The following is a 21,638-nucleotide window of genomic DNA, read 5'->3' as shown; positions in this document are numbered from 1 at the left end:
GGTAGTGCTCGACGGGTTAACTCCCCGGGAGGTAATCTCTGGTGTTATCCATGATGCAATGACCGCCTGACCCTACCGGCCATTTTTCAGGTCATTTTTGACATAAACGCAGTCAGTAACTCACTAGCGCTGACACCAAAAGAAAAACCGGGCCCGAATAAGGTGTGAAACCTCATTCAAGCCCGATTCTCTGGGGCTAGCTGTTAGCCCCTGAACAACTTCAGGTTAAAGCTTTACTCCAAGTAGTCGCGCAGAACCTGCGAACGCGATGGGTGACGCAGCTTGGACATCGTCTTGGACTCGATCTGACGGATGCGCTCGCGTGTCACACCGTAGACCTGGCCAATCTCGTCAAGCGTACGCGGCATGCCGTCGGTAAGGCCGAAGCGCAGGCGGACGACACCGGCTTCACGTTCGGAGAGAGTCTCCAGAACGTCGCCAAGCTGGTCCTGGAGGAGCGTGAAGCTGACGGCGTCCACAGCGATGACTGCCTCTGAGTCCTCAATGAAGTCACCGAGCTGGGAGTCGCCCTCGTCACCGATGGTCTGGTCCAGCGAAATGGGTTCACGAGCGTACTGCTGAATCTCGAGAACCTTTTCCTCGGTGATGTCCATCTCCTTAGCGAGCTCTTCCGGAGTGGGCTCGCGGCCCAAATCCTGGAGCAACTCGCGCTGGATACGGCCGAGCTTATTAATGACCTCAACCATGTGAACCGGAATACGAATGGTTCGAGCCTGGTCGGCCATTGCACGAGTAATTGCCTGGCGAATCCACCAGGTTGCGTACGTGGAGAACTTGTAGCCCTTGGTGTAGTCGAACTTCTCGACGGCGCGAATCAGGCCGAGGTTGCCCTCCTGAATCAAGTCGAGGAAAGCCATGCCACGGCCGGTGTAGCGCTTTGCCAGGGACACCACAAGACGGAGGTTGGCTTCGAGCAGGTGATTCTTGGCGCGCTGACCGTCACGAGAAATCTCGCGCAAGTCGCGCTTCTGAGCGTAAGCGATGCGCTCGCCGGCTTCCTTGGCCTCGTCAATCTTGTACTGCGCGTACAGACCGGCCTCGATGCGCTTTGCCAGACTGACTTCTTCCTCGGCAGTCAGCAGCGCGACCTTACCAATCTGCTTGAGGTAGGCGCGGACAGAGTCGGCGGAGGCGGTGAGGGCAGCATCTTTGCGGGCCTGACGCAGACGAGCGGACTCGTCCTCGTTCCAGACCTCGTCGCCCTCGTCCTCTTCATCCTCGTCTTCGTCTTCGTCCTCGTCGTCCTCTTCTTCATCATCGTCGAGGTCGTCGTCTTCGAGGTCGTCATCATCCAGATCGTCGTGAAGATCATCGTCTTCGAGATCATCATCCAGATCCGGGTCGTAGTCCTGCTCCTGCTCCAAGTCGTGGTCGAGTTCCTCGTCCTCGAGCTCTTCGTTCTCAGTTGCGTCGAGAGCCTGCGCGTCCTTCGCCTTCGCTGCAGCAGCCTTGGCCGCGGTGGCCTTCGCAGCCGTTGTCCGCTTAGTTGCCTTCTTGGCGGCGGCCTTACGCGTGGTCTTCTTAGCGACGGACTTCTTGGCCGCCTTCTTCACGGTCTTCTTGGCCGCTGCCTTCTTAGCGGTCGTCTTCTTCGCCGCAGTTTTGGTAGCAGCCGTCTTTTTGGCAGCAGTTTTCTTCGCGGCAGTCTTCTTTGCCACGGTCTTCTTCACTGCCTTCTTGATGGCCTTCTTTACAGCCTTCTTTGCAGGAGTAGCTGAACCGGTGCCACTCCCGGTGGATTGGTCCTGAGCTTGCCCCAGTTCGTTGCCTGCCACGAACGCCCTTTCACGATGTACGTTGTGTGCGCCGCCAAAGCCGCCGCCAGCTTCTCTCGGTCGAAGAGAAGCTCAACGCGCCAGTGGTGCGCCTTTACTTCGTCTATAGCCAACTAGCCGAATGGAAAACATTCAGAGCTGACCTTTTCGTGCCACGGTCATCAGTGTTGCTTTCTGGCTCCTAGCGAAGAAGTAATCGGTGAAAATCCTCATCGAAGCAGTGCGCTGGAATTCGATTTTCCCAATCCTCCTCGAGCCTGTTGATTATTCAACCTTGCCGTGAGTCAACTTCTTATTGTAAACCAATTCTTAAAATCGCCGCCACGGGGCATGGCTTCAAGCACGTGTCACGCCCGACACGTAGCTACCAATCCCCATATAAGAAATGAAAGTGGTTAAGGGTAAAGTCCCTGGTCAGCTGCAAAGGCGGCGCCAGCAATACCCGCATTATTATCCAAACTTGCGGGGACAACTGGAGTCTTACATGTCAACAGCGGAATCCACTTTTCGTGTTCGCGACTGATTCCGCCGCCGACGATGATCCGTGACGGCCAAAACAGCGCCTCGTAGGTCTTAAGCACCTTGCTCACGCGCTCAGCCCACTCTTCGAAGCCGAGCCCCTCCACATCCTTAACTCTCGCGGATGCAAAGTGTTCGGCCTCCATGCCATCAATGATGAGGTGGCCTAACTCCGAATTGGGGTAGAGCAGTCCGTCATGAATAAGCGCGGAGCCGATGCCTGTACCAAAAGTTAGCAACAACACGGCGCCTGTCTTATTGCCCGGATCGCCAAACTGGACTTCAGCGAGGCCGGCAGCGTCAGCGTCGTTAAGCACGTGCGCCTTGTTGTTGGGCAGGTATTTAGCGAAGAGCTCTTGGCAGTTCGTATTAACCCAAGAACCGTCAATATTGGCGGCCAGCAAGGCAATCTGATTCTGTACGACGGACGGAATCGTGATGCCGACATCGGAATCCCACTTCGCAATGTCCACAATTTCTGCAATGGTCTCCGCAACCGCTTCCGGAGTTGCCGGCTGTGGCGTGAAAATTTTAATGCGGTCGCCAATAAGCTGCCCAGTTTCAAGGTCTACGCGGCCACCCTTGATTCCAGAGCCTCCCACGTCGATGCCAAATCCAATTCGTTGTCCCATAGCTCAAATTGTACGAAACAGACACAATGGGGGCATGAGCAATAACTCGCATGGCACCGAACAACTCGCTAACAGCGCGGATAATAGGGGGTCTGCTGCACCGAATAGCCCCGGGTCCGTGCGGCCCAGCGTCGGGGAATTGCGTGACCGCGCGGTACTTATCGCCCGCGCAGCCGCGGCGCACATCGCCAGTCGTCGGGTCGAACTCGGCTCCGATGGCGTTTTAGCAAGTTCCGAAACGAAGTCCTCAGCTGTTGACCCCGTCACCGTCGTCGACCGTGAATCTGAGGAGCTCATTCGTTCGCTTATCAAGACGTTTAGCAGCTCTGACCGCATTTTGGGCGAAGAAGGCGGGCTTGACGACGGCGCGAGTTCCCCAGCGCAGGCTGCCAACGAGGGCGAAGCGGTGACCTGGATTGTAGACCCCATTGATGGCACGGTGAATTTCCTTTACGGCCTGCCCAATTGTGCCGTGAGTATCGCTTGCGCCGTAGGCGATGAGGTAGTGGCGGGTGCAGTGGCAAATGCGTCCTCGGGAGAGATTTACAGTGCAGCTAAGGGAGAGGGCGCTCAGGTTTCTCGACGGGACGGCACTGTGCAGACGCTTAGTTGTTCCCCAACGGCCGAGCTGGAAAAGACACTTGTGGCAACGGGATTCAGCTATTCCGCTAGTCTCCGGCAGGTGCAGGGCCGGATAGCGTCGCAGTTGCTGGGGGAGTGTCGAGATATTCGGCGCATGGGATCGGCGGCGCTGGATTTGTGCATGGTGGCGCACGGCCGTGTTGATGCGTATTACGAACACGACATCAAGGTTTGGGATTATGCAGCTGGTGCTCTGATTGCGGCTGAAGCAGGCGCAAGGATTAGGGTCCCGGAATTCACTCAGTGTGCCAACGTTACTGGCCGGCCGGAGGGAGACCCGCTCGACTTTGGTGTCGGTGCGGCGAACTCTGAAGTTGCCGATGCGTTCTTCGAGGCATTGGATGGTGCTATCGCGAAGGCTAGGAATTAGTGCGTCGGTCTAGGAGCAGGTGCTCGAGCCTAACGAGCTCAAACCCTCTAGGTCGGCTTGTTCGCCACGGTTCAATGCGGACATCGTTTCCTCAACCTGGCTGGCTACTTCGAGATCCTTAAACCCCTTACCCAACGACACATCGACGGTTGCATCCGGCCGACCATCGTGGATGAGCTCAAAGCAGGGGAAAAGAGCGTGAAGCGCCGCGGCGTGGCCATTGAAGTCCTCGCCATAACGCAGCTGGCCGAAGCAACCGAGGTCTTGGTTTTCCACAATAGGGTCGTTGCCGTAGGGAACCTGCTCATCGAGGACAAAATCGAGCTGCCGCAATTGCTCGGCGACGGTTGTAGCCTGGCCGACTTTGCCGTTGGCATTATAAACGCGCACATGAACATCCGACGGTGGAACGACGTGCTCTCCGATTAGCGTGGTGGAGGAAACAGGGGCCCCAGCCGCGGGGAGGGAACAGGACACCGGATAACTTGCCGGTTGGCTGCGGAATGCCAATACCCACAACGTAGCGGCAATCACTACAGCAACGACGGAAACCACCACGTAGGGAACAATTTTTCGTCGATGTGATGTGCTCGAAGTGCTCGCGGGGCCTGAACTCATAGCCATCATGTTATCCTCTCCTCGGCTTATGGGCATAGAAACCTATTCTGACCTGCAGAGATGACAGATTGCGTGAATTGCCTTAATATCCGCTGAGAAAGGCGCTGGAGAGTACAGGGTGTCAATCGTCTCAACGCGTTGTATTCTCCGAGAAAAAGTCAGTTCACAATGTCTAGCAAAGGTCCAGAAAGAAGGTTTGGGACATGGCTGTAAACTACGATGCCCCGCGTACTCGTGAAACCGAAGAGCTGGAGACCGATTCCCTCGAGGGCCTTCAGGCTGCATCTGCTGAGAAGGAAATCGACGACACTGACGACGGCGAAATTGTTGAGCCGTTCGAGTTGCCGGTTGCCGACATCGCGGGTGAAGAATTCGATATGGATGTTGCCCCGAAGGGGGAGGATGAATTCACCTGTGGCTCCTGCTTCATGGTGATGCACCGCTCAATGATCGCAATCGATAACGGCGATGGATTCCCCATCTGTCAGGACTGTGCCTAATCCCCGCACAGCCGGGATAGCTTCCTAGGAAAAAGGAAAACCGCCACTACCACGGTTCTGGCGGCGCTGGGGCCGTCGGCAAGCGTGTAGCGGCGGTGAGAGATTTGACCTAGCGGTCGAAGAGACTGTCAAGCAGTGCCTCGGGGTGGCGGGTGGAGACCAGCCAATAGGGGGTGGGGTCGTCCGGATCGTCGAGGACTAGCAGCACCATCGTGGGAATCCACGTGTGTGTAACCAGGAACGCTGCTGGATCGAGCTGACGGCCCAACGCATTGCGCTGCGCGGACTTCGGGACCACCAGGGATTTGGCAACAACCGATGCTGGCAAAACTGCCGTGCCAGCGTGAAGCCAGCGTTCACCAGTGCTGTCCACTTCCACGGACACCGTGGTCTTCGACATAGTCAACAGCACCCACACGCCCACGGCCAGACAAATAATGCCGCCGATGACAAGCCAAAACGGTGAACGGTTAAAGCCAATCTGGGCCGTGCATACAAAAACGGCAGCAGCGCCGAGTACCCAGAACCACCAGGGAACCCAGAGCTTTTCGGAATAGACAATCGATGAATCTCCGCTCGAGCTCATTGCTATTGCCGCACCTTCAGAGACGGATGCTGAGCTGTCGTCGCGACGAGGCTGCAGGTTATCTTTTCCACTCACGGTTATCCATTCTAGGGCACGGCTATGCTCGGTACTGACAAGGCCGAAGTGCGGTTCTTAAAAGACGCGACAGCGAAGGATATACAAAGAGATGACTTATGCCCCGGTGCAAGTGAAAAAGCTCGCTAAAGACGCTGTGATTCCCCAGCGTGCGCATGCCGATGATGCCGGTGTGGATTTGAGCTCAGTGGAGGATGTCATCCTAGCACCAGGGCAGCGGGCGCTCGTGGGAACCGGTATTGCCATTGCTTTGCCGGCGGGCACAGTGGGATTGGTTCATCCTCGCTCCGGATTGGCTTTCAAAAAGGGGCTGTCCATCGTCAACGCTCCCGGCACGATTGATGCCGGTTACCGTGGTGAGCTTAAAGTCTGCCTGATCAACTTGGACCCGACCAATGCGGTGGAGATCGCCAAGGGCGATCGAATTGCCCAATTGGTTGTGCAGAAGGTCGAGCTCAGCCCGCTGGTGGAAGTCGATGAGCTCGATGAAACTGAACGCGGCGCGGGCGGTCACGGGTCAACCGGAGTGTCCACGACGCTTTAAAACGCCTCTGACAGCGCGGGGACCCTACCAAGTGTGGTTCAATGCGTGAAGAGCTCAATAAAGCGTTTACAAAGATTTCTTTTTAGCGAGGTGTCAATAAACCACCATGTGGCCATTTGGAAAGAAGAACCAGCCAGAAGAACCAGCTGCTGAGGAAGAGGCCGTTACCACCGACTCTGCGGCGCCAGCTTCTGAGGAGGCTACCGCAACCGTGCATGACGACGCGTCGGAAACCGCCGCGGAGAACGCACCAGCAAACGGCCCCTTCGATATCAACAGCGCTAGCCCGACGCAGTTTGATTTTTCGGACTTCGCGAAGGCCAGCCTGAACCTCGGTTCGATGCTGCTGCCTATTCCTCACGTTGGTGATATTCAGGTGGAGATGGGGCCGACAGGTCCAACCATGCTGCACGTCGCCACTGAGCATGGCCGCGTAACTCCTGTAGCATTCGCTGCTCCGACGTCGGGCGGCCTCTGGGAGGAGTCCGCTCAGGAAATCAAGGACGGTCTTGAGTCCGATGGCCTCGATGTCCACGTCGAGCAGGGGCCGTGGGGTTCTGAGGTCGTAGGTCGCACCTCCGATATGGAAATGCGAATCATCGGCGCCGACGGCCCGCGTTGGATGCTTCGCATGACGGCTTCCGGTCCGGCTGATCGGGCGGAGGAACTCGCAGATCTCGCCCGCGGTCTCCTTGCCCGTAGCTTCGTCTCTCGCGGTGAAAACCCGATGCCAGCAGGTCAGCCGCTTCCGGTTACGCTGCCGTCCCAGATGGCCGAGCAGATTCGTCAGGCATACCAGCAGCAGACCCAGGCTGCCCAAGCTGAAGGTGAACCTGGGCAGGTGCCAGGCGCTACTGGTATCAACCCGGATGGTTCCACCAATTAGTTTGGTTAACCTGCCAGCAGAGAGAAGCTAACTGCTTGACCAGGTAGAAGAGGATCTGCAGGCGCCACTGTGCACTGCCCGCCGCCGTCACCCGACGGCGGCTTTTCTCTTGTCAGCGGGTAGTATCACACTGCGTGAACATCGAAGTGACTATTGACCGTCCCGCTGCCGGCGGAGAATTCATTGCCAGCTATGACGGACGTATCGGTTTCGTCACCGGCGGTATCCCCGGCGAACGCGTTCTTGTCGAAATTACCAATCCTGATGCCAAGCTGTGGCGCGGCAATGTCGTTGAGGTTTTGGATCCCTCAGAGCATCGAGTTTCGCAGCGTTGCGAAGCAGCTCAGCAGGGCGCGGGCTGTTGCGACTGGGGTTTTATTGATCCTGAGCACGCGGCGCGTCTCAAGGCTGATGTCTTGACCGATTGCCTGCGTCGTCTTGGACGTTTCACCGCCGACGAGCTGCCAGCTATCGATGTTCTTCCACTGGCTCCGACCTCCCGTTGGCGCACGCGCGTGCGGCTGGGTGTGGATTCCCAGGGACGAGCGGGATTACGTCGTTCCCGTTCCCACGAGCTCGTCATCGGCTCCGAGTGCGTCCAAACAGTTCCCAATCTCATCGCTGGCTTTTCGACGGCCGGAACCATCCCTGTTGCTAAGCCTGCTCGCGGTCGAGGGAGCAAGAAGCCGAAGCCAGGAGAACTCCATGTGGCCATGGACACGGAGGGTAACCGAAGTGCTGTGTACGTTTCCGGCAGCGGCAGGAACCGCAAGCAAACGTTGATTGAAGGCGAGCCAACTACACAGCACACCGTTCACGGAATTACTTTCGATGTGCCGACGACCGGTTTTTGGCAAGCCCATTGCCATGCCCCTGATTTCTATGGATCGCGCATCATCGACCTGTTGGTTGGTCAGTCTTTCTCCTGCGGTTGGGATCTTTACGGTGGCGCAGGCGTTCTGTCGGCGGCACTGCGCAAGCTAGTTGACGCAGAGGGTTCAATTCTCTCTGTCGAGGGTTTTGCCGCGGCCGCGACGGCGGGGCGCAAGGCTTTCACTGCAGCTGACCACAGTGGAAATGCGTCGCCTGCGGCACCAGTCCGGTACGTAACCGGGGATGTCACCAAGGTAGTGCGCCGCGAAGTTGCTAATGCGGAAACACCAAACCCGGATATCGTCGTTCTCGACCCTCCGCGCTCCGGTGCTGGTAAGGATGCCATTGCCGCTATTGCAGAAGCCAAGCCACGCACGGTCGTACATTTCGGTTGCGATCCGGCGACTTTTGCCCGCGATGCCCGGTACTGGGCTGACTACGGCTACGCGTTCAAACACCTCGAGGTCGTGGACGCATTTGGTCTAACGCATCACTTTGAAACCATCGCGGTGCTGGAGCAGCTGTAGCTAGAGTGGCTGCCGCATGGGCGCAAGAACGTTGGCGCCGATCACGTCGGCAAGCAAATGTGCCTGCCATGGGCGGAAACCCTGTTCGCTGAGGTGAGCGGAGATTTCGGTAACGGCTGGCAGGCCGCCAGCGTAGTTGTCGTGGTGGCGGAAAACGAATGAGCCGACTGCGCGGCTGTGAATCCACCACACCAGTTCACGTGTCTGCGCGGAAGTGATGAGTGTATCTTTGCGCAGATGTATTTGGGCACAGACGTTGTCGATGCAGTCTCGCGTGGTTTCGAAAATCTCGGCGGCTTGTGGGGCATGTTCAGCCCAACGCCGAAAGTGGGGCATCTGGTTGGGAGCCTGCTTCTGGGGCTTCGGCCATGACGACCTGGGTTCCTGACGGGCTTCATTAACGACCTTCAACCAAGCGTCCGCAGCACCGCGACGGCGACGTGGAAATCCACGGATTGCAGTCAGTTCACGCTGCGTACCGGGGAGTTGTTCTGCGATTGTACGTAGAACGCTGTGACCCATGACGTGTGTTGGGGAGACATCACGGCGCTGCGCGATTTCGTCACGCTCAGTCCACAGTGCACGGGCGACGTGAAGTTGTTCGGGAGTGCGCAGCTTCCCAATCCCTTTGAGCCCCTGCCACGAGTGTCCGACGTGCAGACCATCGAGGTATTTACGGTTTAGAGCGAGTTCGCGTTCGCATTCCTGTTCCAGCCATTCCAAACGGTCGAGCTCAGTCAGCGCCTGACAAAGAACCTCGGCGAGTTCGATGAGCAGCTCGACATCCAAGGCTGCGTAGTCCAGCCAATCTGCTGGCAGTGGACGAGTAGACCAATCCTCTCGACCGTGCCCCTTGGCAAGTCCAACTCCGAGGAGTCGCTCTGTCAGAGCTGCTAAGTTGACTCGCTCCAGGCCGAGAAGGCGGCCGGCCAGCTCAGTGTCAATGACTTTGGTGGGGTAGAGACCCAGAGCTGCGAGGCAGGGAAGGTCAGAATGAGCGGCGTGAATAATCCAGGTCAGGTCGTTGACTGAGGAACCGAAAACGGCCATCGCCTTGCGACCATCTTCGGGATCGATGAGAAAGGTGCCCGCTCCACGGCGGCGAAATTGAAGCAGGAAGGCGCGGTCGTCGTAGCGATATGCCGAAGCTCGTTCAGTATCGACTGCGAGCCAACCGTGTCCTTTGGCCAGCTGCTCACCGGCGTCAATAATGTCGTCGATGGCAGAAAGCACGCGTGGAGTTCCCTCGGCTGGGGCAAGTCTTACTTCTACGTCGGGACTAGTTTCCACGTCGGAGCTCATCGCACGCCTCTTCGGTCGTCGGTATCAGCAGTCGCCGGTATCAGCCCAGCAGGGAAACGCCGACGGGTGGCAGACCAGCGACGTTCGCTAGTACCTGAGCGAAGGATTCAACGTGGGTGCGCAGGTCGGTGCCACGAGCAGTCCACGATGCGCGCATTTCTAATTGAAAGGCCTGTGGCTTGCCGCCGATCTCGCCATAGCGGACAGAGTTCGTAGTAGTCACCGTGCCACCCAAGTTCGACAGTTCGGCGTTGTTCTCAGCCAGAGCCTCGGTGAGCCATTGCCAGGCAACCTGGGGAAGCAACGGATCTTCCGCGAGGGAGGCATCCATATCCGCCTGGATGTATGCAACCAAGCGCATGTCACCGTCCCAGGTTTCCTCACTGCGGGGGTCATGGAGCAAAATTAAACGACCAAAGGCATCGTCGTTCGAGGACTCGGGGACGATATCAGCTTCGGGCTGCGTGACCTCAAGCGAGACAGCGTGGCTAAACGGTGCCAGCTTCTGCGGTGGCCGAACGGTGCCCAGAGCAATCTCAGGTCGCAGTTCAGCAGAGTGCATTGACTGGACCGCGGCGCGGAAGTTCTGTGGCATTGAATCGGTTCCATTCACGCGCCTGAACTTAGCCATATGACGCTTGCGTTAGTGGGAGGCGCGCCGAAAAGAGTGGGAAGCGACCAAGCGGTTCGTCGAAAACGCACAGCAGGGCGAGAGAATTTCCTGTTCTTAGTACCCCACATATCAATTTCTAAGGTAAGTGGGGCATGATTGTCCGTATGAACAATCGTCGCACTTTGACTGATGCCCCGATTCTTGATGCAGCTTACGGTCGAACTCCTTCGCGCCGCCCGGTGTGGTTTATGCGGCAAGCTGGTCGTTCACTGCCTGAGTACCGTGAGGTGCGCAAGGACATCGGTATGTTGGACTCTTGCTTCCGCCCGGAACTGCTCGCTGAGATTACTATGCAGCCGGTACGTAGGCACGACGTTGATGCTGCGATTCTTTTTTCCGATATCGTCGTGCCGCTGAAGGCTGCGGGTGTCAACCTGGATATTGTTCCTGGCCGCGGTCCAGTAATGGATACTCCGGTGCGCTCGGAAGCAGACATCAAGGCTCTACCGGAAGTCACGGAAGAGCAACTCGCTCCGGTGGCCGAGGGTATCGGCCTCATTCTGCAAGAGCTGAATGATACCCAGGCACTCATTGGTTTCGCCGGTGCACCGTTCACCTTGGCGTCGTACCTGATTGAAGGCGGTCCATCCCGCAATCACGAGCGCACTAAGGCGCTGATGCACTCGGACCCTGAATTGTGGGATCACCTGATGCAGAAAATCACTCCGATGGTGATTGCTTTCCTGCGCGCGCAGATTGGCGCTGGTGTGGACGCTATTCAGCTCTTCGACTCCTGGGCTGGCTATCTCACCGAGCGTGATTACCGCCGCTTTGTGTTGCCGTACTCGAAGGAAATCTTCCAGGCTGTCGCCGACGCCGGCATTCCGCGCATCCACTTCGGTGTGGGCACCGGCGAGCTTCTCGGTGCGATGGCTGAAGCCGGCCCAGAAGTCATGGGCGTCGACTGGCGCGTGCCACTGGACGTTGCTGCCAACCGCATTCGTGCCACGCTTTCCGACGTTCACCGAGGCGCAGACCCGGCGGAAAACAGCCTTGCATTGCAGGGCAACCTTGACCCGGCGATTCTCTTTGCCGGTGAAGATGCAATGACCCAAGAGATTCAGCGCATCTGCTCTGAGGCGGACCGTGCAATTAAGCGTGGTGACGCCCGTGGACATATCTTCAACTTGGGTCACGGGGTGCTACCGAATACCGATGCCGACGCGATTACGCGCGCCGTTGAGATCATTCACGCAACGTAAAAGCCGACGCAACAGGCGTGTAAAACACGCACTAGCTAATTTCCTACAAGTCTTATCGACCGTGCCCGCTCGAGGCGCGGGCATAGAGAAAGCGTACGAAATACCGTGGTTGCACAACCTTCTACCATTGCCGTCATAGGTGGCGGTATCTCCGGCCTGAGCGCAGCGTATGAGTTGCGTAAAAAGCTCGGACCCGCCGCAAGAATAATTGTCATCGAGTCCAGTGCACAGGTCGGCGGCAAGCTGAAGACTCGACCAGGAGCTAACGGCCCTCTTGAGGCGGGCGCTGAGGCGTACCTGGCGTTCCGTCACGATGCCACCGATTTTTTCAAGGAACTCGGGTTGGCAGATCAGCTAGTCGCCCCTTCGGGGCTGCCTTCCAAGCTCTACATTGGCGGTGAACTCAAGGACCTTCCGCGTAACACGGTCACCGGTATTCCAGGAAGTTCAGAAGGGTTGGGCTACCTCCTCAGCGAGGCCACCCTCGCCAAGATTGATGCCGAGTCGAACCCCGAGCTCACTCCAGCCTTGCACTGGGTACTGGGTGACGACATGAATGTCGGCCAGCTGGTCGCGGCGCGGCTCGGTGAGGAAGTCGTTGACCGCATCGTCTCCCCGCTGCTCGGGGGCGTCTACTCAACCACCGCATACGATCTGGGTCTGCGTGCGACCATCCCACAGTTGGCGGCAGCGCTTGATGAAATGGCTAGTGTCGGTGACCATGTCAGCCTCACCGGCGCTGTCCAGCGCGTTCTGGAAGCACGTAAGGAGGCGCAGCAGGCGCGTCTGAGTAGTGAGGCTGCGACAGATTCGACGAAGACGAATCGACCGGTGGTCTTCCAAACGTTCCGCGATGGCTTCGAGGTTCTCTACAACACGCTTGTCGACGAATCGGGAGCCGAACTCCTCTTGTCGACGAAGGCTACTGGTCTGCGGCAGCATGACAATGGCTTTGAGGTCACTGTGGAACTGCCGTCGGAAAGCGGCACGAGCGTTAGCACTATCGACGTCGACGGCGTTGTCGTGGCGGCACCTTCTGCAACCACATCGGAGCTGTTGAGCAATCTTGCGCCAGAGGCGGCCGAGCTCATTGGTGGGGTAGACACGTCGAACTCGGCGGTGGTCGGTATGTGTTTCGACTCGTCGGAAGGACTGCCGGAGATCAACGGCGTGTTGTGCGAGATTGGTGCTGACCTGTCCGCGAAAGCTTTTACAGTGTCGTCCCGGAAGTGGCCACATATTGGTGAGCGCTACGGTGCCGTTGTGAGGGCAAGCTTCGGCCGTTTTGATGATGACTCGCACGTGCATCGTAGCGACGAGGACCTCATCGCCAGGGCAAAAGCAGATTTGGCTAAGGCGACTGGCTTTGATGCCGAACCGACAGCGGTTTTCGTCCAGCGTTGGTGGGCGGGGATTCCACGCTTCGATATGGGGCATGGAGGCCTGATGGATTTTGCTCGCCAGGATTTGGCCGAGGTGCCTAAGCTTGCAGCAACAGGGGCGTGGCTCAGTGGCCCGGGCATTCCGGAATGTATCTCCAACGCCAAGGCTGCGGCCAGCAAGATTGCTGCGGAGCTGGGATAAAGCTGCGAGATTGGTGCTGAGTACGCAACTGGCGCTGACCCATCGTTTGTAAACAAACCTTTCAACCGAACTAGGAGACAACTAATGACCAAGCTCGATTTCAAGAAGCTCAACGACACCATCCGCTACACCATGTGGTCTGCCTTCAAGGTGACCCCAGGTGCACTCGGTGATAACCGCGAAGAGGCAGTGGCTAAGACCAAGGAATTCCTGGCTCGTTACGAAGACACTGATCTGATCATCCGTGGTTTCTACGACGTTTCGGCCATGCGTGCTGAAGCCGACTTCATGTTCTGGATCCACGCAGAGAAGCTGGAAGACCTGCAGGCGTTCTACAACGCCTTCCTGCGCGAGACTCCGCTGGGCAAGGCATCCACTCCGCACTGGTCGAACGCTGCGCTGCACCGTCCAGCTGAGTTCAACAAGTCGCACCTGCCGTCGTTCATCATGGGTGAAGAGCCGGGACGATGGATTGCGGTTTACCCCTTCGTTCGTTCCTACGACTGGTACCTGCTGGAGCCGACCGAGCGACGCCGCATCCTTGCTGAACACGGTATGGCCGGTCGTGACTACCCGGATGTGCGCGCCAATACTGTCCCGGCGTTCGCACTCGGTGACTACGAGTGGATCCTTGCATTCGAGGGGCCGGAGCTCGACCGCATTGTGGACTTGATGTGGAAGATGCGTTACACCGAGGCTCGTCTGCACGTCCGCGAAGAGATTCCGTTCCACACGGGACGTCGCGTCGATGACATCGCAGAGATCATCAACGTTCTGCCGTAGCTCACGCAATCAACGAGAGAATCAGCAGCGCCGCTGGTCAAGCCCCGTTAACTGACGGGATTTTGACCAGCGGCGCTGCTTCTCTATCTAGTTATTCAGCCGTCTTGTCCGGTTCGAGCGTGAGTGAAATTGAATTGATGCAATAACGCAGGTCGGTCGGAGTATTGTATCCCTCACCCTCAAAGACGTGGCCGAGGTGAGACTTGCAACGACTGCACAGCACTTCGGTACGGACCATACCGAGGCTGGTGTCTCGGCGCTCAATAATCCGGTCTCCAGCTAGTGGAGAGAAGAAGGATGGCCAACCGCAGTGAGAGTCGAACTTCTCGTTCGACCGAAACAGCTCGTAACCACAGGCCCGGCAGCGGTAGACACCTTGAGTCTTGGTATCGGTGTACTCACCGGTGAAGGCGCGTTCAGTACCTGCCTGACGCAAAACCTGGTACTCCGCGGCACTGAGGCGTTCGCGCCATTCTTCTTCGCTCAGATTCCAGTCTTCGCTATGCGAATCAACCATTCTGAATAGCCTCCTCAGACTTGAGATCAGATTCCTGATTAGACTTCCTGCCTGCTATCTTCCAGTCGCTCAGCCAGCTGAAGCCGGATGCAAAGCTACGCCCATTGACGGCATCCACAATCGTCATTCGAATGAGTGCTGCCGTGATGGAGAGAATAAGAACGGCCCATCCAATACCGCCGATTGCAACCGTGAACCACGGGAAAAAGAGGTCATCTTCATCAATCCACCAATTGGCGTAGAAGAAACAGAGTACGACTCCGAGTCCTGCGCCCCAATTCAACATGACTGTCGAACCAATATTTCCTTCATTGTCGCGAGCCAAAACCAATGGGCGAAGCACGGTGAGAACCATTGGCAAGAGCGTCATCGAGTAGTACTGCTGGCCCAGGCTGGAAAGGAAGAACGCGCCGGTGAAGAGAACTCCGGAAGTCGTAGCAATCCAGAATTTCTCATCCCTTTCGAGCCAGCGAAGAAGGAGCACGACGGATACCAAGACGAAAATGCCGAAAAAGATCTGCCACAGCAAAATCAGGGTCGGATGGGCACCTAGCCAAACAAGCTGTCCAGTCAGTGAAGCATTTGCAAAGTCACGGACAACTCCCAGGTAGGGGACGGTGATATCTAGGTAGTCACGTGGTTGGACCATGAGCGGCCACGCAATGACATTGGCTGCAATTACCACTCCGATACTGGTCAGTACCGTAGAGAACTGCCTGCGCATGAACGGTAGGAACAGCATTGGCAAGAAAACAGGTTTAATGGTGATTGCGATACCGATGATCAGGCCGGCCAGGATATTGCGCCGCTCGGTCAGAGCAATAAAAAACAGCACTAATGCAAGGAAGAGTGAACCGTTGACGTTCGTAAAATCAAGGGTGTTGGTAACGGGTTCCGTGAGGTAGAGCAGTGCTATCGACGCTGGAATGATGGGGCCAGAGCGCGCAATACCAAGCCACCTCAGCAGCAATACAATTGCCGCAATGATTGCAGCTGACTGAAACACCGCAAACCAGATTCGGCCCGATTCAAGCGAGCCGAACAAATCAATCGGGGCTAAAAGTAGGGTAGCGCCTGGGGAATACAGATAGTGCGGATCGGCTGTTACGTAGTCTTCCGAATAAACGGGTACCTGCGATACGAATCGATTAATTGCCGACCAGACGGTCGTAAAGTCATCTGTGCCAGAAACGTCTTTCGGCAAAACCCAGGTGCGGTGAAAAATCACCACAGCTGCGATAGGCCACAAGAAAGCGCTGAGTCCTCGCGACACGTGCCGAGACAGAGGGCGTGGAGCCACCGAATTTGTCTCTGGCGTGTCCTTGGACGTTTGCGTTAATGCCGTTGCGCTTGCGCTCACGTCGATTTTTGGTTTACTCACAATACTCCACCCTACTGGGTGAAGCTGCGGGAATAGCGTAGGAAGATGTGTGAGTCGGAACGTAGGATATCCCGCACTTCAAAAGCCTGCGGGTTCGTCGAGTTCGAGTCCTCATCAGGGTCGTTCTCGCCGAAAGTCAGGGGGCCGTTACCCACCCACATCGGCGACAATGTCAGGAACAGTTCGTCGACGCACCCCTTTTTGAATGCTTCTCGATACATCGTCGATCCACCCTCTACGACAATGTCCCGATACCCATGTTCAGCCAGCCACGTTAACGCCGCTTTTACCGAGGGGTTAGGGAACTTAACGACGCGAGCCCCGGCCGACTCCATCTTTTTAGCTTTGTTCTTGTGAGCGGCTCTTGCCTCTTCATCATTAAAAGCATCTTTAGTCGGGGTGAAGATTATCGGAGGATTGACTTCTGCATTCGCGAAAAAGTCAGATTTTATATCTAAATCCAACGAGCGCGAAAGTGTGGACATCGCCACGTGCTCGGAGCGACCTAGCTTCTGTCGAACGGCCTCTAGGTACTCCGGTATCTCAACTGGCCCGTACCCCTCGGACGCAATGGTGCCTGTACCAACGAAAACGACGTCGGCAAGCGCGCGAAGCGTGTTGAAAACCGTGGCATCGGTGTCGTTGCCAAGCTGGCCAGAGGTGCCTTCGACGGCGCCGCGTCCGTCCAAGCTGGTGACGGCGATGGCCGTGACGGTGGAGGTGTTGTGAGACACCGCCGCTGTATCATGTGTCGTTTGCGCAGGTCGAGAAAGAAACTGCAGAATTTCGTCGGTCGATGGGCTTACGGAGGCGAGTGTAGCCATACCGCCGAGGTTAAGCCGACGATTGCAGAATAGGCAAGGCCTGGCTTATAAGGGAAGTATTATAATCGTTGTCATTTATAACGATTGGACTTATAGTAGGGGCATGCGACTAACAGATACTCTTGAGAAGGCATTCAACGACCAGATCACTATGGAGCTCACCGCTTCCCACGTCTACCGCCAGCTGGCAATCGAACTGGACCTGCTGGATTTCTCCGGCATGGCAGAGTGGATGCGTGCACAGGCGGATGAGGAAGTTGATCACGCGAACCAGTTCATCGCACACCTCGATGCTCGCGACAACCACCCGCAGATTGGTGCTGTCGACGCACCGGAGGTGAAGGTCACTTCCGCAATCGATGCATTCCGCATTGCTCTCGAGCATGAAGAGAAGGTTTCGGCATCTATCCGTAACCTCCGCAAGCTTGCTGATAGCGAGGGTGATCTCGACTCCCGCCCGCTGCTGGACAGCTTCGTGGTTGAGCAGATTGAGGAAGAGGACACCGTGCGTGGCATCATCGGTCGCCTGGAGATTGTTGGCGACAACGGTGCTGGCCTGCTGCGTATCGACCGGGAGCTTGGCGCTCGCGACGCAGCTTAACGTCAAACTCGATTTGTGAGTTCGAAAAGAGAAGACCGCTCCAGGGAAGTTCCTGGGGCGGTCGTTTCTATGTAGCCTGAATATCAATTGACGGATCTGGCTTCCAATCAAACCGAAATTCGTGGAAGGGAAGATTCACCGTTTCCAGGTGGTAGAACGCGTTTTTGGCGTGCTTTGCGTAGTGGTATTCACGAGCTTTGATCGTTGTGATCGATAAGAGATTGCCATAATCGGGAAGGAACGTGTGTGCGTACTGCTTGAAAAACCCGGTTAAATCCAAAATCCAACCACCTTCCGCGCGAGTCAGTTCTGCGGCATAAAAATCGGTCGTGGCGACGTGCTCCATCTTTGTTCGGGCCTCGTCTCCATAGACAACGAGATTGTCACGCAAGAGTTGTACCCGGACCGCGTTAATTGCGCCGTCGCCTGCATTCAGTGCCCAAAGGTCGTCTGCGACAAACACCTTGATGCTATCGCTAGGCGAAATATTGGCCTGGGTGATGCGACCATAGAGTCGGCTGGAGAACAAGTCACAGGACGCCTCGTTGACATGGAGACGTATCGCACCTTTTCGGAACAACGTTGCCAAATTAGAATCGCGGTTGATAATCGATGTAATCGAGTTCTTCTCTTCGAAGAGCTCGGGATTAAACTCAATTACTCGAGGAACTGACAGGTCATCGTAAATACGCGGCTGGTTTTGTCGAATGAATGAGTCAACAAGGCGGCGCGAAACTTCCGGCTTGGGCGGAAAGCGATGTGGTTGGGCGCGATAAAGCGCCTTCTGGATACCGCAGGTATAGGCCTTGTCCTGCTGGGTGTTGTTGCGTTGAATTGGACACCCGGCATGGCAGAGATAGAAATACTCACAGCTAATGCAGTCACTGGATAGAGCAGGATTGGCCCGCTCATAAGCGCGAATGGCATCGCCGCCGCGCGTAATCAACTCAGGCATTCCCAGTTGGAGAATATTGCCAAACTTCAAGTCAGGTTCTGCCTGACCTCTGTGGCACGGGTAAACGTCCCCGTCCTTCTGCACTAGAAAGTTATTGGTGCCGCAATTGATCTGATTAGTGCAGTAACCGTGGGTAAATTCCTTGAACCACTCATAATAAATGGCTTGTTCGAACTTTGTGCCTTCGAAATGGAGCCGCAAAGCTTCGAAGAATTCAACCATTTCCTGCTGGTTGAGCTGGGAAGTGTAGTCCGACTTCACGCTATCGTAGGCAAACATGATGTAGAAGTCGGTAACCATGTCAAAACCATGTTCATCGAGCCATTCAATATCATGAATAAACTCGTCGATGCGTTCGAGGTGTTCTTTCCCAACTACGCAGCTTATCTGCTTGCGGAATGGATATTCACCAAGGAGCAAAACATTGTTAATTGTTCGCTTGAGGGTCGATTTCCCCGCCTTGGTTGTACGCAGTTTCTCATGCAGGCTAAATGGCAAATCAAAGCTGCCTGAAATGGAAACTTCGAACTCCTCGTAGAGGGGCCTTAATTTATCGGAGTTGTACAGATTGGTTTTAATGTGGATCGCTGCGCCGTTGCTGCCTAAAGCTTTGAGCTGCAAGCGATACTTAGAGCGATACTCCGTATATGCGTTGAACAGGTCGCGCAATACAGATGCTGGCAAAGTCGAAATTTCCGCACCGTGCAAAAGTAACGAGCTGATGAGGATTCCCTGGTGATCCAGATGGTTCGCAATGCGATTGAATTGTGACACTACATCCGAAGGATTGTCTTTGTTCTCGGTGAGATCGCCCAGGTAGCAGTAACTGCACCCAAGATTGCAATACTGGTTAGGAACAAAGGTCAGCTTAATTGCTTTGTGGTGAAGTCTGAATCCAGCTTTAGTGGTTACAGCTGCTTGAAAAGTGGCGTTGTCCGCAGCAGCGGTCTCATCAAGTGCTGGCACGCCGACGGTAGGAATCGTCGGTAACGGAAGTATTGTCTTAGCCATTATTATTGTTGTTGTTATTGTTATTGTTATTGTTGTTGTTCGAGTCCCCGCCGTCTCCGCTGTCGCTGCCGTCACCGAAATTTAGAGCGTCGCACCAACCGTTGGTAAAACTTCCTGTTTCAGAGAATGGACAGTCAAAGTCCGACTGGTCGAAATAGTCCGGAATGCTGCCGTCGCCACCGGTGCTCGCACCTGTACCGGTACGGTTATGGCCGCCAACGTCTGCAGTTCGCCGATATTTTTCCAGCTCATTTAGTTCTTCGTTTTCCCACGACTCATAGTTCGTCATTTTGCATCGGCCTTTTCATTCTTAGGACGCAGGCTAACTACCAGTGCGTTTGGTTGATTTGGAAGGTATCGTGTCGGCAGGATGGTCCCCGGGGTTACCGCTGCCGCCTCGTAATTCATTAACACCATTGTCTTAGTGGCAGAGTAGGGCTCACCATGCGCCGGGAAGACAGACAGTCCAAGTTCATATTCATTGAGGCCACGAACTTTTCGTCCGGTGTCTTTGATGTATTTCACCTGTGAGTAAGTCGGACGTCCTCGTAGATCAGCCTCTAACATTTCGCGATCAAGAATTCCATCGCGAATCTTGACTTGGTTCAGGAAATCTTGAGCCCGTTTCTCATGCCTGCCGCGGGCAATCTTGACCTTCTCCGGTCGGTCTGGGCGGTACATCACAGGGACGAGTATGCCTTGCTGCAGGAGGGAGTGCTTATGTTCCGGTAGTTGACGGGTCAAAACCGACTTAAAGTGGCTCCCATCTTGTGCCTCGACTGCCATCTGCATGATGACCGTGTAGTAACCCTTCTTATCGGGCTTGCCGGTGACGCTGAAGGATTCGATCTGTCCAACACCAATATTCGCCTGTGGCCACTCCACAGGTTTATCGGATCCGCGGAATTCAACAAAAAATACTAAAAGGGATACAAATACGATAATAACTGCGAATATAAGAAAGTCGCCTACCACTTTATTTACTCCAGGTAATGGTCGAAACTGTGGTTTGGATTAAAGGCAAACCAAATGGGGCGATTGTGGAAAACAAACCTAGCCACAATCCCAGTAGAAAACAGCACCATCGGTCGTGCCAGTATTTTCGGAGCGGTACACCACGGCCTCGCCGGCGTGCATCTTCTTCAACGCGTCTGGGTGAAGGAATACGTGGGCCACACCTAGATCGCCCCACATGGCCTCGAAGGGGAGCTCTTCTTCTTCGAGATATGTGGAATCGATCTCTAGGAAGTGAACGTACCCATCAGGCTGAAAAGGGTCTTGCGCGAAAGCGGGGAAACCGCCAAGCATAATGTTGCTTTGGTTACTGGCTGCGGCTCGCAACTCAACTAGCTCGTCAAAGTAGTCATCGTTATCAAGAAAGTCATCGTCCTTTTCGGACTCCAACGCCTCGTACACTGCTTGGTCAGTGGGAGGGATCATTGCCACTGCACTAGACAAGGAAATCGGAGAGTTCATAACCGTCCCAATATCCTCGTTGAACGGGGAGCAGTAATCCTCGTGCTCTTCATCGAAGGCTGCTGGCTCCGCGGTATGAGGTCCAGGGAAGCTGTGGTTGCCAAAGCCTTCCGCAGGCTCAGGGATATAGCGAATCTCCATGCCGTTTCCTGGCGAATCTGAAGTAAATCCGCCGCTGAGGGGATCAGCGCCGACAAAGAGTTGAAAAATTCCTGATTCGGGAATCAATCCGTCGAGAGTTGCTTCGCTTGTCGACGCCCCCTCCGCACGCACATGACCGACAATATCCGCAAAATTCAGCTGAATGATGTGGAGCAGTGGCTGACCGCTCTTTGCGATGGGCCATGTCGCACCTTCCGGAAGATACGGCCTGCCACCGAAGTACGAACCATGGTCGGTGGGAGTGCTGTTGGAGTAGGGAAGGGTTACGCCTGGTTGAGCAAGTTGGATGAGGCCATCAGTGTCTTCGGAGATAAACTCTCCGGCCTCGATCAACGAGCGAAGTGCTTGAACCTGTGCTGTGAACTCTGACATGGCAGGTGGTTCTTTCTCTCGGAAAACAAGGTGTTTAATCAGGGATTATCCTTCAAACGAAAGGATGCTGCAATAGCTATCCACTGCAGCATCCTTTTCCTTGATTCGCCAAAAAACTCCCTTGTGGAGGACCACAAGGGAGTTAGCGTGGAGCGGATGACGGGACTCGAACCCGCGACCCTAACCTTGGCAAGGTTATGCGCTACCAGCTGCGCTACATCCGCAAA

At 55.7% G+C, this 21,638-nt stretch carries 22 protein-coding genes and 1 tRNA gene; 9 read left to right on the top strand and 14 right to left on the bottom strand.

The genetic code is table 11. From position 1 onward, the window contains the following. Window positions 1-233: 233 nt before the first annotated feature. Together QP977_RS09575 and ppgK are read right to left on the bottom strand one after the other, a co-directional pair. Window positions 234-1,796 (bottom strand): RNA polymerase sigma factor, encoded by a 1,563-nt coding sequence (locus tag QP977_RS09575; protein ID WP_016422651.1) that lies wholly within the window; start codon window positions 1,794-1,796, stop codon window positions 234-236. Window positions 1,797-2,191: 395 nt separating this feature from the next. Further along, on the bottom strand, window positions 2,192-2,947 hold the full coding sequence (gene ppgK / locus QP977_RS09570; protein WP_042388657.1) for a polyphosphate--glucose phosphotransferase: 756 nt from the start codon (window positions 2,945-2,947) through the stop codon (window positions 2,192-2,194). A 34-nt stretch (window positions 2,948-2,981) separates the two neighbouring features. Here ppgK and QP977_RS09565 point away from each other — a divergent pair, with 34 nt between their 5' ends. After that, window positions 2,982-3,959 carry an inositol monophosphatase family protein gene (locus QP977_RS09565; protein WP_016422653.1) on the top strand — a complete coding sequence of 326 codons (978 nt, stop codon included), beginning with the start codon at window positions 2,982-2,984 and terminating at the stop codon, window positions 3,957-3,959. A 9-nt stretch (window positions 3,960-3,968) separates the two neighbouring features. Here the strand turns inward: QP977_RS09565 and QP977_RS09560 are convergent, their stop codons facing one another. After that, the gene (locus QP977_RS09560; RefSeq protein ID WP_160310020.1) at window positions 3,969-4,577 is read right to left on the bottom strand and encodes a LytR C-terminal domain-containing protein; all 609 of its coding nucleotides are present in this window, start codon (window positions 4,575-4,577) and stop codon (window positions 3,969-3,971) included. Window positions 4,578-4,780: 203 nt separating this feature from the next. On the opposite strand from QP977_RS09560, the gene QP977_RS09555 reads away from it, so the two are divergent. After that, window positions 4,781-5,077 carry a DUF4193 family protein gene (locus QP977_RS09555; protein ID WP_016422655.1) on the top strand — a complete coding sequence of 99 codons (297 nt, stop codon included), beginning with the start codon at window positions 4,781-4,783 and terminating at the stop codon, window positions 5,075-5,077. Window positions 5,078-5,186: 109 nt separating this feature from the next. On the opposite strand, the gene QP977_RS09550 is transcribed toward QP977_RS09555, so the two are convergent. Continuing rightward, a complete protein-coding gene (locus QP977_RS09550) occupies window positions 5,187-5,663 on the bottom strand; it encodes a DUF3093 domain-containing protein (protein ID WP_070549532.1) in 477 nt (158 codons plus the stop codon). A gap of 166 nt (window positions 5,664-5,829) precedes the next feature. Here QP977_RS09550 and dut point away from each other — a divergent pair, with 166 nt between their 5' ends. From dut to QP977_RS09535, 3 genes are all read left to right on the top strand, one after another. Next, the gene (dut, locus tag QP977_RS09545; RefSeq protein WP_070862529.1) at window positions 5,830-6,282 is read left to right on the top strand and encodes a dUTP diphosphatase; all 453 of its coding nucleotides are present in this window, start codon (window positions 5,830-5,832) and stop codon (window positions 6,280-6,282) included. A 106-nt stretch (window positions 6,283-6,388) separates the two neighbouring features. Continuing rightward, entirely contained in the window at window positions 6,389-7,168 is a 780-nt protein-coding gene (locus QP977_RS09540) for a DUF3710 domain-containing protein (protein WP_070862528.1), read from the top strand. Window positions 7,169-7,302: 134 nt separating this feature from the next. Next, window positions 7,303-8,568 (top strand): class I SAM-dependent RNA methyltransferase, encoded by a 1,266-nt coding sequence (locus tag QP977_RS09535; protein WP_284847269.1) that lies wholly within the window; start codon window positions 7,303-7,305, stop codon window positions 8,566-8,568. Here QP977_RS09535 and QP977_RS09530 read toward each other — a convergent pair whose 3' ends face one another. Continuing rightward, complete coding sequence (locus tag QP977_RS09530; RefSeq protein WP_049193026.1) at window positions 8,569-9,870, bottom strand: HRDC domain-containing protein; 1,302 nt, start codon at window positions 9,868-9,870, stop codon at window positions 8,569-8,571. It abuts the gene before it with no gap. Window positions 9,871-9,910: 40 nt separating this feature from the next. Next, window positions 9,911-10,465, bottom strand: coding sequence for a DUF3000 domain-containing protein (locus QP977_RS09525; protein WP_053087331.1), 555 nt, complete (start codon window positions 10,463-10,465; stop codon window positions 9,911-9,913). 170 nt (window positions 10,466-10,635) lie between these two features. On the opposite strand from QP977_RS09525, the gene hemE reads away from it, so the two are divergent. The 3 genes from hemE to hemQ all read left to right on the top strand — a co-directional run bounded on the left by hemE (window position 10,636) and on the right by hemQ (window position 14,112). Then, window positions 10,636-11,745 (top strand): uroporphyrinogen decarboxylase, encoded by a 1,110-nt coding sequence (hemE, locus tag QP977_RS09520; RefSeq protein ID WP_049173035.1) that lies wholly within the window; start codon window positions 10,636-10,638, stop codon window positions 11,743-11,745. A gap of 105 nt (window positions 11,746-11,850) precedes the next feature. Continuing rightward, window positions 11,851-13,329: a protoporphyrinogen oxidase gene (gene hemG / locus QP977_RS09515; protein WP_284847268.1), complete on the top strand. Its 1,479-nt coding sequence runs from the start codon at window positions 11,851-11,853 to the stop codon at window positions 13,327-13,329. A gap of 84 nt (window positions 13,330-13,413) precedes the next feature. Beyond that, window positions 13,414-14,112 carry a hydrogen peroxide-dependent heme synthase gene (gene hemQ / locus QP977_RS09510; RefSeq protein ID WP_049173031.1) on the top strand — a complete coding sequence of 233 codons (699 nt, stop codon included), beginning with the start codon at window positions 13,414-13,416 and terminating at the stop codon, window positions 14,110-14,112. Window positions 14,113-14,203: 91 nt separating this feature from the next. On the opposite strand, the gene msrB is transcribed toward hemQ, so the two are convergent. The 3 genes from msrB to QP977_RS09495 all read right to left on the bottom strand — a co-directional run bounded on the left by msrB (window position 14,204) and on the right by QP977_RS09495 (window position 16,834). Continuing rightward, window positions 14,204-14,629 (bottom strand): peptide-methionine (R)-S-oxide reductase MsrB, encoded by a 426-nt coding sequence (gene msrB / locus QP977_RS09505; RefSeq protein ID WP_048733231.1) that lies wholly within the window; start codon window positions 14,627-14,629, stop codon window positions 14,204-14,206. Further along, on the bottom strand, window positions 14,622-15,878 hold the full coding sequence (locus QP977_RS09500; protein ID WP_222865028.1) for a glycosyltransferase family 87 protein: 1,257 nt from the start codon (window positions 15,876-15,878) through the stop codon (window positions 14,622-14,624). Before QP977_RS09500 ends, msrB begins: the two co-directional genes overlap by 8 nt. 143 nt (window positions 15,879-16,021) lie before the next feature. Beyond that, window positions 16,022-16,834 carry a dihydrofolate reductase family protein gene (locus tag QP977_RS09495; RefSeq protein ID WP_284847267.1) on the bottom strand — a complete coding sequence of 271 codons (813 nt, stop codon included), beginning with the start codon at window positions 16,832-16,834 and terminating at the stop codon, window positions 16,022-16,024. 103 nt (window positions 16,835-16,937) lie between these two features. Between QP977_RS09495 and QP977_RS09490 the strand changes: the two genes are divergently transcribed. Next, window positions 16,938-17,435, top strand: coding sequence for a ferritin (locus QP977_RS09490; RefSeq protein WP_070438323.1), 498 nt, complete (start codon window positions 16,938-16,940; stop codon window positions 17,433-17,435). 67 nt (window positions 17,436-17,502) lie between these two features. Here QP977_RS09490 and QP977_RS09485 read toward each other — a convergent pair whose 3' ends face one another. The 5 genes from QP977_RS09485 to QP977_RS09465 form a co-directional block, all read right to left on the bottom strand. Further along, complete coding sequence (locus tag QP977_RS09485; protein WP_049193209.1) at window positions 17,503-19,401, bottom strand: radical SAM protein; 1,899 nt, start codon at window positions 19,399-19,401, stop codon at window positions 17,503-17,505. Continuing rightward, entirely contained in the window at window positions 19,394-19,690 is a 297-nt protein-coding gene (locus QP977_RS09480) for a hypothetical protein (RefSeq protein ID WP_070438326.1), read from the bottom strand. Before QP977_RS09480 ends, QP977_RS09485 begins: the two co-directional genes overlap by 8 nt. Continuing rightward, on the bottom strand, window positions 19,687-20,376 hold the full coding sequence (locus QP977_RS09475) for a hypothetical protein (protein WP_049193212.1): 690 nt from the start codon (window positions 20,374-20,376) through the stop codon (window positions 19,687-19,689). The genes QP977_RS09480 and QP977_RS09475 overlap by 4 nt, the downstream gene beginning before the upstream one ends. Window positions 20,377-20,454: 78 nt before the next feature. Beyond that, a complete protein-coding gene (locus QP977_RS09470) occupies window positions 20,455-21,411 on the bottom strand; it encodes a DUF1963 domain-containing protein (protein WP_049193214.1) in 957 nt (318 codons plus the stop codon). Between the two features lie 148 nt (window positions 21,412-21,559). Beyond that, a tRNA-Gly gene (locus QP977_RS09465) sits at window positions 21,560-21,635 on the bottom strand. Window positions 21,636-21,638 lie beyond the last annotated feature (3 nt).

The organism is Corynebacterium sp. MSK012, assembly GCF_030232435.1.
Lineage (GTDB): Bacteria > Actinomycetota > Actinomycetes > Mycobacteriales > Mycobacteriaceae > Corynebacterium > Corynebacterium jeikeium_D.
Note: the sequence above shows the minus strand (reverse complement) of the source record. Positions and strands in the feature narration are given on the sequence as shown.